Source organism: Rhizobium sp. PAMB 3182, assembly GCF_052908355.1.
This window is the reverse complement of the sequence record NZ_CM128607.1, coordinates 4,063,468-4,077,226: the sequence shown is the minus strand read 5'-3', so window position 1 is coordinate 4,077,226 and position 13,759 is coordinate 4,063,468. Positions and strand designations below refer to the sequence as shown.

Annotated in this window: 10 protein-coding genes; 5 read left to right on the top strand and 5 right to left on the bottom strand. The window is 61.2% G+C overall.

Annotated elements, in window-relative coordinates; genetic code table 11:
* Positions 1 to 7 precede the first annotated feature (7 nt).
* From ACU5AZ_RS19480 to ACU5AZ_RS19460, 5 genes are all read left to right on the top strand, one after another.
* Complete coding sequence (locus tag ACU5AZ_RS19480; protein WP_446823968.1) at positions 8 to 841, top strand: universal stress protein; 834 nt, start codon at positions 8 to 10, stop codon at positions 839 to 841.
* A 182-nt stretch (positions 842 to 1,023) separates the two neighbouring features.
* Positions 1,024 to 1,521 (top strand): xanthine phosphoribosyltransferase, encoded by a 498-nt coding sequence (gene gpt / locus ACU5AZ_RS19475; RefSeq protein WP_446823967.1) that lies wholly within the window; start codon positions 1,024 to 1,026, stop codon positions 1,519 to 1,521.
* 295 nt (positions 1,522 to 1,816) lie between these two features.
* Positions 1,817 to 3,709 carry a methyl-accepting chemotaxis protein gene (locus ACU5AZ_RS19470; protein ID WP_446823966.1) on the top strand — a complete coding sequence of 631 codons (1,893 nt, stop codon included), beginning with the start codon at positions 1,817 to 1,819 and terminating at the stop codon, positions 3,707 to 3,709.
* Positions 3,710 to 3,761: 52 nt separating this feature from the next.
* Positions 3,762 to 4,334 carry a hypothetical protein gene (locus ACU5AZ_RS19465; protein WP_446823965.1) on the top strand — a complete coding sequence of 191 codons (573 nt, stop codon included), beginning with the start codon at positions 3,762 to 3,764 and terminating at the stop codon, positions 4,332 to 4,334.
* A 694-nt stretch (positions 4,335 to 5,028) separates the two neighbouring features.
* Positions 5,029 to 8,838: a vitamin B12-dependent ribonucleotide reductase gene (locus ACU5AZ_RS19460; protein WP_446823964.1), complete on the top strand. Its 3,810-nt coding sequence runs from the start codon at positions 5,029 to 5,031 to the stop codon at positions 8,836 to 8,838.
* Between the two features lie 793 nt (positions 8,839 to 9,631).
* Here ACU5AZ_RS19460 and ACU5AZ_RS19455 read toward each other — a convergent pair.
* From ACU5AZ_RS19455 to ACU5AZ_RS19435, 5 genes are all read right to left on the bottom strand, one after another.
* Positions 9,632 to 9,988, bottom strand: a complete 357-nt coding sequence (locus tag ACU5AZ_RS19455; RefSeq protein WP_446823963.1) for an endonuclease domain-containing protein — start codon at positions 9,986 to 9,988, stop codon at positions 9,632 to 9,634.
* Between the two features lie 342 nt (positions 9,989 to 10,330).
* Positions 10,331 to 10,762 (bottom strand): OsmC family protein, encoded by a 432-nt coding sequence (locus ACU5AZ_RS19450; RefSeq protein ID WP_446823962.1) that lies wholly within the window; start codon positions 10,760 to 10,762, stop codon positions 10,331 to 10,333.
* 163 nt (positions 10,763 to 10,925) lie between these two features.
* The gene (locus ACU5AZ_RS19445; RefSeq protein WP_446823961.1) at positions 10,926 to 11,543 is read right to left on the bottom strand and encodes an ABC-type transport auxiliary lipoprotein family protein; all 618 of its coding nucleotides are present in this window, start codon (positions 11,541 to 11,543) and stop codon (positions 10,926 to 10,928) included.
* Positions 11,544 to 11,554: 11 nt separating this feature from the next.
* A complete protein-coding gene (locus tag ACU5AZ_RS19440; RefSeq protein ID WP_446823960.1) occupies positions 11,555 to 12,922 on the bottom strand; it encodes an MlaD family protein in 1,368 nt (455 codons plus the stop codon).
* 29 nt (positions 12,923 to 12,951) lie between these two features.
* Positions 12,952 to 13,752, bottom strand: a complete 801-nt coding sequence (locus ACU5AZ_RS19435; RefSeq protein ID WP_446823959.1) for an ABC transporter ATP-binding protein — start codon at positions 13,750 to 13,752, stop codon at positions 12,952 to 12,954.
* Between the last annotated feature and the right edge of the window lie 7 nt (positions 13,753 to 13,759).

Sequence of the window (13,759 nt, the reverse complement as noted above, 5' to 3'; positions counted from 1 at the left end):
AACCGACATGTCCTACCGCACCATCCTGGCAATCCTCGACTCGGCTGCAGATGCAGCACAGACGACCGACTTCGCCGTGGCGCTTGCCCGGCAGTTCGACGCCCATGTCATCGGTCTGCATGTGGAATCCTACGCGACCATGCCGGTGGCGGCGCCGATGGAAATTCCGGACCCGGCGGCCACGCTCGCGCTTCAGGAGCAGGAGCACTCCGTCACCAACGAGGTCGAGAAGATCTTCAAGGAAAAGGCGCGCCGGGAAGGCATTTCCCACGAATGGCGGACATTCGTCACCATGGGCGGCTACAGCGCGGCGCAGGCGATCGACAGCGCCCGTTGCGCCGACCTGATCATCGCCCCGCAGCTCGACAAGAACAGCATGCGCAGCGACTACGACCAGTTGCTGCATGAAGCCGGGCGCCCGACACTCTTCGTTCCCTACATCCTCAAGACGCCAAAACCCGTCAAGAAGGCGCTGATCGCCTGGAACGGCTCGCGTGAAGCCGCCCGCTCGACCTTCGACGCCATCCCGCTTCTCAAGATGGCAGAAGACGTCGAGATCTACACCGTGGACGCCAAGGACAGCGCCAGCCAGTCGGCGGAAACCATCGGTGCCGAGATCGCCTCGACGCTGTCGCGTCACGGCGTCAAGGTGACGCTGGAGAGCCAGAAGAGCGACGGCACCAAGCCGGCCGTGATGATCGAGAACCGGCTTGCCGACGGCAATATCGACCTTCTGGTCATGGGTGCCTACACGCATTCGCCCCTGTGGGAAGTACTGTTTGGCGGCGTGACCAAGGAATTGCTGACATCGATGCCGGTCATGACCCTGATGTCGCGCTGAGCGCATCAGCGCCTTACCTGCCTAAGCTGACGAAAAGGCCCGGCCCCCTTGGACCGGGCCTTTTAGCAACATCCGCGATCTTGCCTTTCGCCCGCAATTGTCGCTAATGCTCTTTCCAACGACAGCCCGTCCAACATGTTGAGGACCGGGCAATGATGGACGATTTTCGACGGAGCAACGACATGTCCCTTCCCGACAAGGCCTTTCCGGTTTCCTGGGATCAATTTCACCGCGACGCCCGGGCGCTCGCCTGGCGCCTGGCGGGCACCGGAACGGAATTCAGGGCCATCGTCTGCATCACCCGCGGCGGCCTCGTACCGGCGGCGATCATCTCGCGCGAATTGAATATCCGCCTGATCGAGACGGTCTGCATCGCCTCCTATCATGACTATGTCAATCAGGGCGAAATGGTGCTGCTGAAGGGCATTACTCCGGACCTCCTGACCGATGGCGGCAAGGGCGTGCTCGTCGTCGACGACCTGACCGATACCGGCAAGACGGCCGCAGAAGTGCGCGCCATGCTGCCCGACGCCCATTTCGCCTGCGTCTACGCCAAGCCCAAGGGCGTGCCGGTGATCGACACCTTCGTCACCGAGGTGAGCCAGGACACCTGGATCTATTTCCCCTGGGACATGGGCTTCACCTATCAGGAGCCGATCGCCAAGGGCCACAAGGGCTGAGCGGCTCCGCAGCCTATCCGGCAGAAATCCAGACAGTCTGATACGACGGCGCTCCACAGCGAGCGCCGTCATTTGTTGTGCGTTTACGGGATTCGCGAACACCCACGAAAATGTCCAATAAATTAATGAGTGCTTAAATATTCATGGTCCATTGTTGCACTCGAGACAAAGTCAGACCTTGTTCGGCATGACGCCGGGCATGTTCGCCCCAGCACTGACCTCATGACGAATTCAAGCAGCATGCGCCCTCCGCAGACGGGAGCCATGCCATGTTATGATGCCAATGAGGGTGTTAATGCGCCATACTCCGTTCTCCCGCCTTTCCCTGACTGCCCGCATCGCCAGTATCATCATCGCCGTCAACGTCGTCGGCCTTGCGATCAGTGCCTATTTTTCCTGGTCGTCCGATGTCGGAACGGCCATCGAACGTGCCAGCGACGATTGGACCAAGAGCACAAGGCAGATTGCGGACGTCGCGCAAGGCGGCATCAAGTGGAAAAAGGCCGAAGTTGTCCAGGATGCCTATTCACTTTACCGCAATGATCTGAACCTCGGCATGACCGATTTCGTTGCGATCAGCGGCGCAAGTGACGTCGTCGACAGATGGAAGGCCGCCGACAACGCCAATCCGGACTTTGATGCCGGCATCACAGCCGTCATCGCCGGCGATCCGCAGGACGTCGTCGTCAATCGCCAGCCGGGACGCATCGATGTCGTCGTGCCGCTCGGCAAGAACAAGAAGGGCGAACAGGTCGGCTATGTCGCCACGTCCTGGTCCACGCAGCCGATCGTTCAGGCGGCCAATACCAAGGCAATGCTGTTTGCCGCCAAGCAGGCAGCCGTCATCGCCGCCGTTCTCGTCGTCTTCCTCATCGCCATGCGGATTTATGTCAGCAAGCCGATGACGGCGCTGTCGGGCCGCATCCGCGCCTTCCAGCAGGGAGATTGGGAGACCCCGGTCCAGTATGCCGACCGAACCGATCACGTCGGCATCATCGCCAAGGCGATCCGCGATGCCATCGAGACCAGCCGGGCCAAGCACCAGCAGGAGCTCCAGGCCGAAGGCGAGCGCCGCGCCATAGACGAAGAGCGCAGCCGTTTCACCGAGAAGGTGCAGGAAACCGCCGCTCACCAGGTCACCATCGTCAACAATATCGGCGCGGCCCTCGCCGCCCTTGCGACCGGTGACTTCACCGTCGAACTGTCGGAACAGGGCCAGGAATTCGAAAAGCTGCGCCGCGATTTCCAGCGCATGGTCCAGGCCGTCTCCGCTTCCCTGCAGGAGATTGCCGGCGCCACGGCACTGATCGAATCGGGTTCGGCCGAGCTTGCCAAGGCCGCCGACCAGCTCGCCCAGCGCACCGAAACCCAGGCAGCATCCCTTGAAAAGACCGTTGCCGCCGTCGACGAGATCACCGTCACCGTCCGCAACACGATGAACATGGCGAACGCCGCCGGCTCACAGGTCTCGACCTCGCGCGAAAGCGCCCGCAAGTCGGCGGACGTCGTCGGCCAGGCGATCGGCGCCATGGACAAGATCCAGACGTCCTCGCATGAGATCGGCGAGATCATCGGCGTCATCGACGATATCGCCTTCCAGACCAACCTGCTTGCTCTGAACGCAGGCGTCGAAGCCGCCCGCGCAGGCGATGCCGGCAAGGGTTTTGCCGTCGTCGCGCAGGAAGTCCGCGAACTCGCGCAACGGACCGCCGAGGCGGCCAAGCAGATCAAGACGCTGATCTCTGCGTCCGGAACCGAAGTTGCCTCCGGCGTCGAGCTCGTCAACCGCACGGGTGAAGCGCTGCGCCACATCGAGGTTCAGATCGCCGAGATCAACGAAAGCATCGACGCCATCGTGGTTTCAGCCCGCGAACAGTCCGCCGGTCTCGACGAGATCAACGGCGCGCTTAAGAACATGGATGCGACCACCCAGCAGAATGCGGCGATGGTCGAGGAAACAAACGCGGCCTGCCAGGAGCTCAGAACGCTCGGCAACAGCCTGAAATCGGCAGTCGGACGGTTCTCGATCCCCTCGTCCGGTAGCCGCATGGCACCGACGGCCAGCCAGCAGCCTGCGAGCCAGTCCCGTCCGGCATCCCATGCCCCGACCCCGCGGCCGCGCGCGCCGGCAACCGCCTATCGTGGTGCCAACGCGCTGGCGGCCGCATCCGACTGGGAAGAATTCTGAGACCCCGTTCCAACCGGCAATACCATTTGAAGCTACCGAGAGGAGACACACCATGAAACTGCATGCCATTCTCGCATCCGCCGCCCTCATCGCACTGCCCGTGCTCGCCCATGCCGAAGAGCCCTATGTCGCCGCCGTCACAGAATATGTGAACAGCGACATCAAGCCCTGGCTGTCCGATCCGACGGTCATCGACGCCATCAAGGCGCAGAACGCCGCCAACGCCAATCTGCAGCAGTCCGACATCGACGCCCTCGACCAGAAATGGCGCGCCGAAGTCGAAGGCAGCGACCACCCGACGGTCGATGGCGTGCTCGCCAATGCCCTTTCGAAATTCCTGGCGGAAAAAAAGGCCGGCTCCGAGGGAGTCGTCACCGAGGTTTTCGTGATGGACAGTCACGGTCTCAATGTGGGCCAGAGCGACCCGACCTCCGACTACTGGCAGGGTGACGAAGCGAAGTTCCAGAAGACCTACGGCGTCGGTGCCGATGCCCTCTTCGTCGACGAAGCCGAGAAGGACGAATCAACCCAGATGCTGCAGTCGCAGGCCTCGATGACGATTGTGGACGAAACCGGCGCACCGATCGGCGCCATCACCGTCGGCGTCAACCTCGACGCGCTTTGAGCGCTCGTTCAATATAGAGGCACAACATCCTGTGCGGGCGGCATTTTTGCCGCCCGTTTTCGTTTTCAGGCCGAGGCGCCCCAATCTGATTCGGCAGCCGCTCACAGTCGGCCGCCGACGCCAATACCGGGAAAGCGGGAGCGGCGAATATTTCGCCAGATTTTCCTCTGCGGTTCATATTCAGGGTTAACGCCCGCCAAGGAACCGCCCGCAAGCGGTTGATTCTAAAGGCCTGTCGCGCTGTCCCCGTTTTCCACAGCTTCAGACCACAACATATAGTGTATAAAAATCTGACACAAACCAGCCCTTGACGAAGCAGGCCGAGTCAAACTTAATGGGCGTCATGTTGCGGCGGCGACTGGATCGGCATGAACGAGGCCGGTTCTTCCTCAAATCGCTGGGTGTTCAGCGGCTTTTTGGCCCATGACGGGCAAGACAGCCGATGCGGTTTAGTGCGCTTTGAAAAAACGTCGCAACTTCGGGGCTTGGGGACTGGCGCAATAATCTGTTAATACTATATTTAGTGTTTGCAGCCACCATCCACACAAGATACAGGGTTCACATCTCACCGAGTTGAACCCAATGTGACACGGACTGAGCACTGGCTGCGCGGATGAAACCGGGCCGCCGGAGATGACATTTGCGCCCGGAATTTAGGCCCGGCGACGCCAGACTTTTTAAGGGGATGAATACGATGCGGATCGAACGGCGATTCACCAAAGACGGCCAGTCACGCTATGCGGAGATCGAATTCCGCAAGGCGGTCAGTGAAATCAAGAACCCGGATGGCTCGATCGTCTTCCGGCTGGCCGACATCGACGTGCCGGCGCAGTTCAGCCAGGTGGCGACCGACGTTCTGGCGCAGAAGTATTTCCGCAAGGCCGGCGTGCCGAAGATCCTGAAGAAGGTCGAGGAGAACGACGTTCCGTCGTGGCTGTGGCGCTCGGTCCCCGATACCGCGGCCCTCGAAGCCCTGCCGGAAGACGAGCGCTACGGCTCCGAAGTCGACGCCCGCCAGGTCTTCGACCGCCTCGCCGGCACCTGGACCTATTGGGGCTGGAAGGGCAAGTACTTCTCCACCGAAGAAGACGCCCTCGCCTTCCGCGACGAACTCGCCTACATGCTTGCCACCCAGCGCGTTGCCCCGAACTCGCCGCAGTGGTTCAACACCGGCCTGCACTGGGCCTATGGCATCGACGGCCCCGGCCAGGGCCATTTCTACGTCGACCCCTTCACCGGTGAACTCAAGCAGTCCGAATCGGCCTACGAGCATCCCCAGCCGCATGCCTGCTTCATCCAGTCCGTCGGCGACGACCTCGTCAACGAGGGCGGCATCATGGACCTGTGGGTTCGCGAAGCCCGTCTCTTCAAGTACGGCTCCGGCACCGGCTCCAACTTCTCCTATCTGCGCGGCGAAGGCGAAAAGCTTTCGGGCGGCGGCAAGTCCTCCGGCCTGATGAGCTTCCTGAAGATCGGCGACCGCGCTGCCGGCGCCATCAAGTCGGGCGGCACGACGCGCCGCGCCGCCAAGATGGTCGTCGTCGATATCGACCACCCGGATATCGAGGAATACATCAACTGGAAGGTCAAGGAAGAGCAGAAGGTCGCGGCCCTCGTGACCGGCTCGAAGATCGTCGCCAAGCACCTGAAGGCCATCATGAAGGCCTGCGTCAACTGCGAGGCCGACAACGACGCCTGCTTCGACCCGAACGAGAACCCGGCCTTGAAGCGCGAAGTGCGCGCCGCCAAGAAGTCGCTGGTTCCGGAAAACTACATCAAGCGCGTCATCCAGTTCGCACGTCAGGGCTACAAGGACATCGAGTTCAAGACCTACGACACCGACTGGGATTCGGAAGCCTACCTCACGGTTTCGGGCCAGAACTCCAACAACTCCGTCTCGATCAAGGACGAGTTCCTGCGCGCTGTCGAAAATGACGGCGACTGGAACCTGACCGCCCGCCGCGACGGCCGCGTGATGAAGACACTGAAGGCCCGCGACCTGTGGGACAAGGTCTCCTACGCCGCCTGGGCATCGGCCGATCCGGGCCTGCACTTCAACACGACGATGAACGACTGGCACACGTGCCCGGCGGCCGGCCCGATCCGCGCCTCCAACCCGTGCTCGGAATACATGTTCCTCGACGACACGGCCTGCAATCTGGCTTCGCTGAACCTCCTGCAGTTCAAGGACCAGGCAACGAAGAACATCCACATCGCCGACTACGAGCATGCCGTCCGCCTGTGGACCGTCGTTCTCGAAATCTCGGTGATGATGGCACAGTTCCCGTCGCGTCAGATTGCGGAACTCTCCTACAAGTACCGCACGCTCGGCCTCGGCTATGCCAATATCGGCGGCCTCTTGATGTCGTCCGGCATTCCGTATGACTCGGACGAAGGCCGCGCGATTGCCGGCGCCCTGACCGCGATCATGACCGGCGTCGCCTATGCGACCTCGGCGGAAATCGCTTCCGAGCTCGGCCCGTTCCCGGAATACGCGCCGAACGCCAAGAACATGCTGCGGGTGATGCGCAACCATCGCCGCGCCGCCTATGGCGAAAAGCAGGGCTATGAAGGCGTCGCCGTCAACCCGGTCGCCCTCATCCACGACGATTGCCCGGATGCCGACCTGATCGCCCACGCCAAGGCTGCCTGGGACAAGGCGCTGGAGCTCGGCGAACAGCACGGCTACCGCAACGCCCAGTCGACCGTGATCGCGCCGACCGGCACGATCGGCCTCGTCATGGATTGCGACACCACCGGCATCGAGCCCGACTTCGCCCTGGTGAAGTTCAAGAAGCTCGCCGGCGGCGGCTACTTCAAGATCATCAACGGCGCCGTGCCGGAGGCGCTGCGCACGCTCGGCTACACCGAAAGCCAGATCGCCGAGATCGAGGCCTATGCCGTCGGCCACGGCAACCTCAACCAGGCGCCGGGCATCAACCCCTCGACGCTGAAGGCCAAGGGCTTCACCGACGAGAAGATCGAAGCCGTCAACGGCGCGCTGAAGGCCGCCTTCGACATCAAGTTCGTCTTCAACCAGTGGACGCTTGGCGCCGACTTCCTTAAGGACACGCTGAAGGTCTCCGACGAGCAGCTCGCCGACATGAGCTTCAACCTGCTCGATCACATGGGCTTCTCGAAGAAGGACATCGAGGCCGCCAACATCCACGTCTGCGGCGCGATGACGCTTGAAGGCGCGCCCTTCCTCAAGGAAGAGCACCTCGCCGTCTTCGATTGCGCGAACCCGTGCGGTAAGATCGGCAAGCGCTACCTGTCGGTCGAAAGCCACATCCGCATGATGGCGGCCGCCCAGCCGTTCATCTCGGGCGCCATCTCCAAGACGATCAACATGCCGAACGAGGCAACCGTCGAGGATTGCGGCGCGGCCTACATGCTGTCCTGGAAGCTCGGCCTGAAGGCGAACGCCCTCTACCGTGACGGCTCCAAGCTGTCGCAGCCGCTCAACGCCTCGCTGATCGAGGACGAGGACGACGAGGACGATGCCGTCGAGGCGCTGGTCGCCGCTCCGGCTGCCGCCCAGGCCGTCACCGTCACCGAGAAGATCGTCGAGCGCATCGTCGAGAAGATCGTCCGCGACCGCGAAAAACTGCCGAACCGCCGCCAGGGCTACACCCAGAAGGCCGTCGTCGGCGGACACAAGGTGTACCTGCGCACCGGCGAATTCGGTGACGGCCGCCTCGGCGAGATCTTCATCGACATGCACAAGGAAGGCGCGGCCTTCCGTGCGATGATGAACAACTTCGCCATCGCCATCTCGCTCGGCCTGCAATACGGCGTGCCGCTGGAAGAATATGTGGAGGCCTTCACCTTCACCAAGTTCGAACCGGCCGGCATGGTGCAGGGCAACGACGCCATCAAGAACGCCACGTCGATCCTCGACTACGTGTTCCGCGAACTGGCCGTCTCCTACCTGAACCGCCACGATCTCGCCCATGTCGACACCTCCGACTTCGGCAACACGGCGCTCGGCAAGGGCATCCAGGAAGGCAAGACCAACCTGATCTCGACCGGCTGGACCCGCGGCCACAAGCCGACGCTGGTCTCCTCCGGCCACGGCCCCTCCTCCGAGCCCAAGGGTTCGGCGGCAGGTGCCCCGGCAACGGCGCGCGTCTCCGGCGGCAACGTCACCGCGATCGGCGCCACCGCGCGCAAGATCGATGCCGTCGCCGTGACCGAGACGGTCACCTCCACCTCGGAAGTCGTCGCCTTCAAGCGTGACTACGAGGAACGCGCCGCGGAACTGGCGGAAGAGATCGCCGACGAGTCGGCCCAGGAGGCAACCGCCCTGTTCTCCGACAAGGCCGCCGCCGACGCCGCCTCCGCCAAGGCCGACGCCAAGAAGCTCGAGACCGAACGCCGCATGCGCTCGATCGCCCAAGGCTACACCGGCAACATGTGCTCCGAGTGCCAGAACTTCACGATGGTCCGCAACGGGACTTGCGAGAAGTGCGATACTTGTGGTGCGACCAGCGGGTGCAGCTGATCGCAATCGCCGGGGATAAGCGGCACTGACCGCTTATCTTCCAGTTGAATTAGCCTAAACTTCTCCCCGCGGTGATTGGGTTCACCGCGGGGATTTTATTATGATTAAAAATATCTCGAAAATTCCACCACAATTGAAATGCACAGCGATGACATCCGGATCTAAAAGACATTTGATGAATGAAGCCCTATCAGCATTTTCCATAGCAGCTACAATATTTTCAGCAATAATTCCTCGTTACTTTCTCAATCAAAATCTCGCACAGCAACAAATTTACATAACAATATCGACATGTATAATTATATCGTTATTGCCAATAATTTTTAAGATCGAAATAGAATTTAGATACGTGGTCGGGCACATCGCTTCATCTGTATTCATACTGTATTTAGCTGGACCACTTCAGCATGGCATTCATATAAAAAATATGATGGCATTGAACGCCGCGCCAGCTGAATCAAAGCTAGGATTCTGTATTTATTTCGCCTCGATCGGTTTGGCTTGCCATAGCATCGGATTGCTGTTGGGCGCCATTTGGCGAAAAGCGAAGCAAATGAAATTTTAAACGCGCGCTCAATCACCGAACCTATGCCGCGCTCTCCCATCTCCCCCTTGGCGGGGGAGAATGGAATTTCAACATCTTAGCGCCAGCTAAGTGTTAGAAATTCCAAGAGAGGGGGTCGGTAAGCGTGGCAACGAAACAGATCCCCTCACCTGAAAAATCTAGCGCTTAGCGCTGCGCGCTAAGACACTGATTTTTCTTCCTCTCCCGCAAGGGGAGAGGCGAAACCCATCATTCACCCGTATTCCTCAGCTCCAGCAATATCTCCCGACAAACATCGGCGACATTGCGTTCAATCTCGTCGTTCCAGAAGCGCAGTACCCGGAAACCGGCCGCACGGAAATGACGATCACGTTCAATATCCCGAACGCTCTCGGCATGTTGGCCACCATCGGCCTCAATGATCAGCCGAGCCTCGAAGCAGACGAAATCGAGAATATAGCCGTCAAGCGGCACCTGGCGTTTGAACTTGAAGCCGTCCAGCTGGCGGTTCTTCAACGCCTGCCACAAGATGGACTCCGCCACCGTGCTATCGGCACGCATGGAGCGGGCGAAATTACGGTGCTGAGGCGGAATGAACTGGCGCATGCAATATGATTGCAGAGGGCTTGCGGAATGCAACCCGTTTTCCAACACGATCCCCTCACCAACAAAATCTATGACTTAGCTGAAGCTAAGATCATGATTTTGTATCCTCTCCCGCAAGGGGAGAGGTGAAGCGCTGAGTTCGCCGCGCTCTCCCATCTCCCCCTTGGCGGGGGAGAATGGAATTTCAACATCTTAGCGAAAGCAAAGTGTTAGAAATTCCAAGAGAGGGGGTCGTGCGGCATGACACGCCGATACCCCCGCCCTTCGCATGGCTTCGGGCGTTCGATGCTTGAAACGATTCACAGGATCGTTTCATCGGCAAAGCCGACCGCATCTCACCCCTCACCCGAACGTCGTCTTCAGGCTGATCGGCACCGCCGCAAGCGCCTTGGAAACCGGGCAGCCGACCTTGGCCTTGTCGGCGATTTCCTTGAACTTGGCCTCGTCCATGCCGGAAACCGTGCCGGCAAGCGAGAGTTCGATGCCGGTGATGGCGAAGCCGTCGTCCTTCTTGTCGAGCGAGACGCTGGCGGTGGTTTCCAGGCTGTCGGCCTTGAAGCCGGCCTCTTCCAGCATCAGCGACAGGGCCATGGTGAAGCAGGCGGCATGCGCCGCGCCGATCAGTTCTTCCGGATTGGTGCCGGGCTGGCCTTCGAAGCGGGTGCGAAATCCGTAGGGCTGCTTGTCGAGCGCGCCGCTTTCGGTAGACACCTGCCCCTTGCCGTCCTTCAGTCCGCCGCTCCAGTGAGCCGAGCCTTTTTTGACGATAGCCATCGCTTCCTCCTGTTGTCGTTGTCGAATGGGTACACCCTATCAATGGCCGGCAGCGCATTCGGTTCCGAAACGCGTGCGAAACACGGCGAAACATGCGCAGCGAACCGGCCAGGCCGATGCTACCCGCAGATCGTGACAGGGGAGAGACCGACGGAAAGGCCGGTCAGATGACGCCGAGCGACCAGCTGACGATCTGGTTGGCGATGTCGGCGAAGGCGCGGTCGAGACCATCGACGAAAGCCGGCGGTTCCGAACCGGAGACCGGCGCCGTCGCGGTGAAGAGCTTCGTCGCCTTCACGCTGCCGTTGCGGTCGTTGAGGATCTTCACCGAAATGGCGATATTGGCCTGCTTGACGCCGCCATAGGCCTGCACCTCGAAGGCGCGGATTTCGGTGACCACCTGCTCGTCGATCGCCAGCCCCTGCCCCGGCACGCCGACGCCGGCAAGCTTGCCGGTCGCCTCGAAGGCCTGCACGAGCTTGGCCTGCACCATGCGCGGCAGCGTGTCGCTCCATTGCGAGCCGGAGAGATACTGCACCTCCGACGGCGAGACGCGGACCATGATCTTCTCGCTGTTGATCGCCTTGATGGCGGACGGCACAGGCACGAGAATCTGCCGGCGCTGGGCGGAGCGATCGGTGGAAACGACGGGAGCGGCCAGATCGAACGTGTCGCTTGGCGGCGTCGTGGAACAGCCGCTCATCAACACCGTTGCCAGCACCCCGGCAGCCAGTGCGGGCATTCCCTTGCGCATGATCGCCAACCTTGCCACTCCACTCATTAAGCCACTCCTCAGCGACGGGTACGCCCGTCATATTCCTTGACACCGCCGCCGCCGAACAGGAGCCGCTGCGGATTGTCGTCAAGATTGTTGATCGTGTCCTCAAGGGACTTCACCGTGCGCCGCGCATCGTCCACCAGGCCCTCGACGTCACGCAGACCGCTGGACGAGAACTTGTTGAGATTGGCTGCGATCGGCCCGACCTGCGCATTCAGGTTGTCGGCCAGCGTCTTGATCGACTTCAGCGTCTCGCTCGCCTGAGCGAACATGCCCTGCGAATCGTCCGAGCTGACCATGCCGTCGACCTTGGCGAGAATGCCATCCACGCGGTTGGAGGCCGCGTTCAGCTTCTTCGCCATTTCGGTGACGTTCTGAATCGTGTCGTCGATATCCTGCTGGTGCTTGTCGACCGTGTCGCCGACATTCTTGAACGAGGCGATCGCCACGCGCGCATCGGCGGCGGCGGCGGCGATGTTGTCGACGGCCATGCCGAGCTTCGCCGGGTCGATCTTGACGATCAGCTTGTCGGCATTGTCGAGCACGTTGGCCGCCTTGTCGCCGGCCTTGCTGATCGATTCCGCCGTGGTCTTGAAGCTCTGGACGGTGGATTTCAGCTCGCCGGAGGAATCGGCCACGTCCTTGCTGACCTTCTCGGCATTGGCGAGAATGTTGTTGATGCGCTCGGCGTCCACCGCCTTGACCAGCTTCTCGATCGCATCAAGCGTCGAATCCAGCCGGCCGGAAAGCCCGGTGACGCTGTCGGAGAGCGCCGAGACGCTCTTCAGGAACTTGTCGATGCCGTCGGCATTGCGGGCGAGCGCATCGGAAAACGTCTTGGCGTTGTTGACGGTCTGTGTCAGCGGCTCGCGCGCATCGCTGATGAAGCCCTGCAACTGGCCGATCGCATCGTCGGCGCGATCGAGGATCTTGTCGGCGGTCGCCAGCAGGTTGGTCACCGACGACTGGTCGGCGACGATGACCGCGCGCTTGCCGGTCCGCATCGCCTCCTGCAGGATGTTATCGTTCGACTTGTCGCCGCCCGAAAGCTCGATATACGCAGCGCCCGTCAGACCCTGGATTTCCAGGACCGCCTTGGTGCTGGAATAGACGGGGGCATCGGCCCGCACTTCCGTGTAGGCGACGGTGAAGCGCGGGTCGTTGTCGATCCTGAGGTCGCGCACGGAGCCGATGGCAATCCCGTTGAAGCGCACCGGCGATCCGACGCTCAGCCCGTTGGCGGATCCGGGAATGCGCACGAGCAGCTCCACGGTCGGTCCCTTGCCGCCGAAGCCGGACATCCAGTAGACGAAGCCGAACGCCGCCGCGATGATGAGCAGCGTGAATATGCCGACGATGGTGTAGTTGGCTTTCGTTTCCATTCAGTCCTTCCACTGTACCGACATGGCGCTCATGTCCGGCCGACGATCGAGCGGGCCCGCTTGCCGCGGAAATAGGATTGCACCCAGTCGTCCTCGAACGAGAGCATGTCTTCCAATGTTCCCTCGACCAATACCCGCTTCTGTCCAAGCACCGCAATACGGTCGCAGACGGAAAACAGGCTATCGAGGTCGTGTGTTACCATATAAACGGTCAAACCCAGCGTATCGCGCAGCCGGGCGATGAGTTCGTCGAATTCCGCAGCGCCGATCGGGTCGAGACCGGAGGTCGGCTCGTCGAGAAAGACGAGGTCGGGATCGAGCGCCAGGGCCCGCGCCAGCGCCGCGCGCTTGATCATGCCGCCCGACAGTTCCGAAGGATATTTGTCGGCAGCGTCGGGCGCGAGGCCCACCATCTGGATCTTCAGATAGGCGAGTTCGTCCATCAGCTCCTTCGGCAGATCCAGATATTCGCGCATCGGCACCTGGATGTTTTCCTTCACCGTCAGCGACGAAAACAGGGCGCCATGCTGGAAAAGGACGCCGAGGCGCATGTCGAGCTGGAAGTGCTCCTTCTCGTTCAGCTCGTCGTAGTTCTTGCCGAGAATGCTGATCGTTCCAGACTGGCGCGGCAGGAGACGCAGCACCGTGCGCATCAGCACCGACTTGCCGGTACCCGAGCCGCCGACGAAACCGAGGATCTCTCCACGATAGACATCGAGGTTCAGGTTGTCGAGCACCAGCTTTTCGCCGAACCCGACGGTCAGGTCGCGCACGGAAAGAATGACCTCCCGCTCGCCCTCGCCTGCCTTTGCCTGTGTGGTCTCATCCATGCCCGCG

Coding starts and splice junctions, on each gene's coding strand:
- ACU5AZ_RS19470 (WP_446823966.1), top strand. CDS start 1,817: ATGCGCCATACTCCGTTCTCCCGCCTTTCCCTGACTGCCCGCATCGCC.
- ACU5AZ_RS19450 (WP_446823962.1), bottom strand. CDS start 10,762: ATGGCTATCGTCAAAAAAGGCTCGGCTCACTGGAGCGGCGGACTGAAG.
- ACU5AZ_RS19480 (WP_446823968.1), top strand. CDS start 8: ATGTCCTACCGCACCATCCTGGCAATCCTCGACTCGGCTGCAGATGCA.
- ACU5AZ_RS19455 (WP_446823963.1), bottom strand. CDS start 9,988: ATGCGCCAGTTCATTCCGCCTCAGCACCGTAATTTCGCCCGCTCCATG.
- ACU5AZ_RS19435 (WP_446823959.1), bottom strand. CDS start 13,752: ATGGATGAGACCACACAGGCAAAGGCAGGCGAGGGCGAGCGGGAGGTC.
- ACU5AZ_RS19460 (WP_446823964.1), top strand. CDS start 5,029: ATGCGGATCGAACGGCGATTCACCAAAGACGGCCAGTCACGCTATGCG.
- ACU5AZ_RS19445 (WP_446823961.1), bottom strand. CDS start 11,543: ATGAGTGGAGTGGCAAGGTTGGCGATCATGCGCAAGGGAATGCCCGCA.
- gpt (WP_446823967.1), top strand. CDS start 1,024: ATGTCCCTTCCCGACAAGGCCTTTCCGGTTTCCTGGGATCAATTTCAC.
- ACU5AZ_RS19465 (WP_446823965.1), top strand. CDS start 3,762: ATGAAACTGCATGCCATTCTCGCATCCGCCGCCCTCATCGCACTGCCC.
- ACU5AZ_RS19440 (WP_446823960.1), bottom strand. CDS start 12,922: ATGGAAACGAAAGCCAACTACACCATCGTCGGCATATTCACGCTGCTC.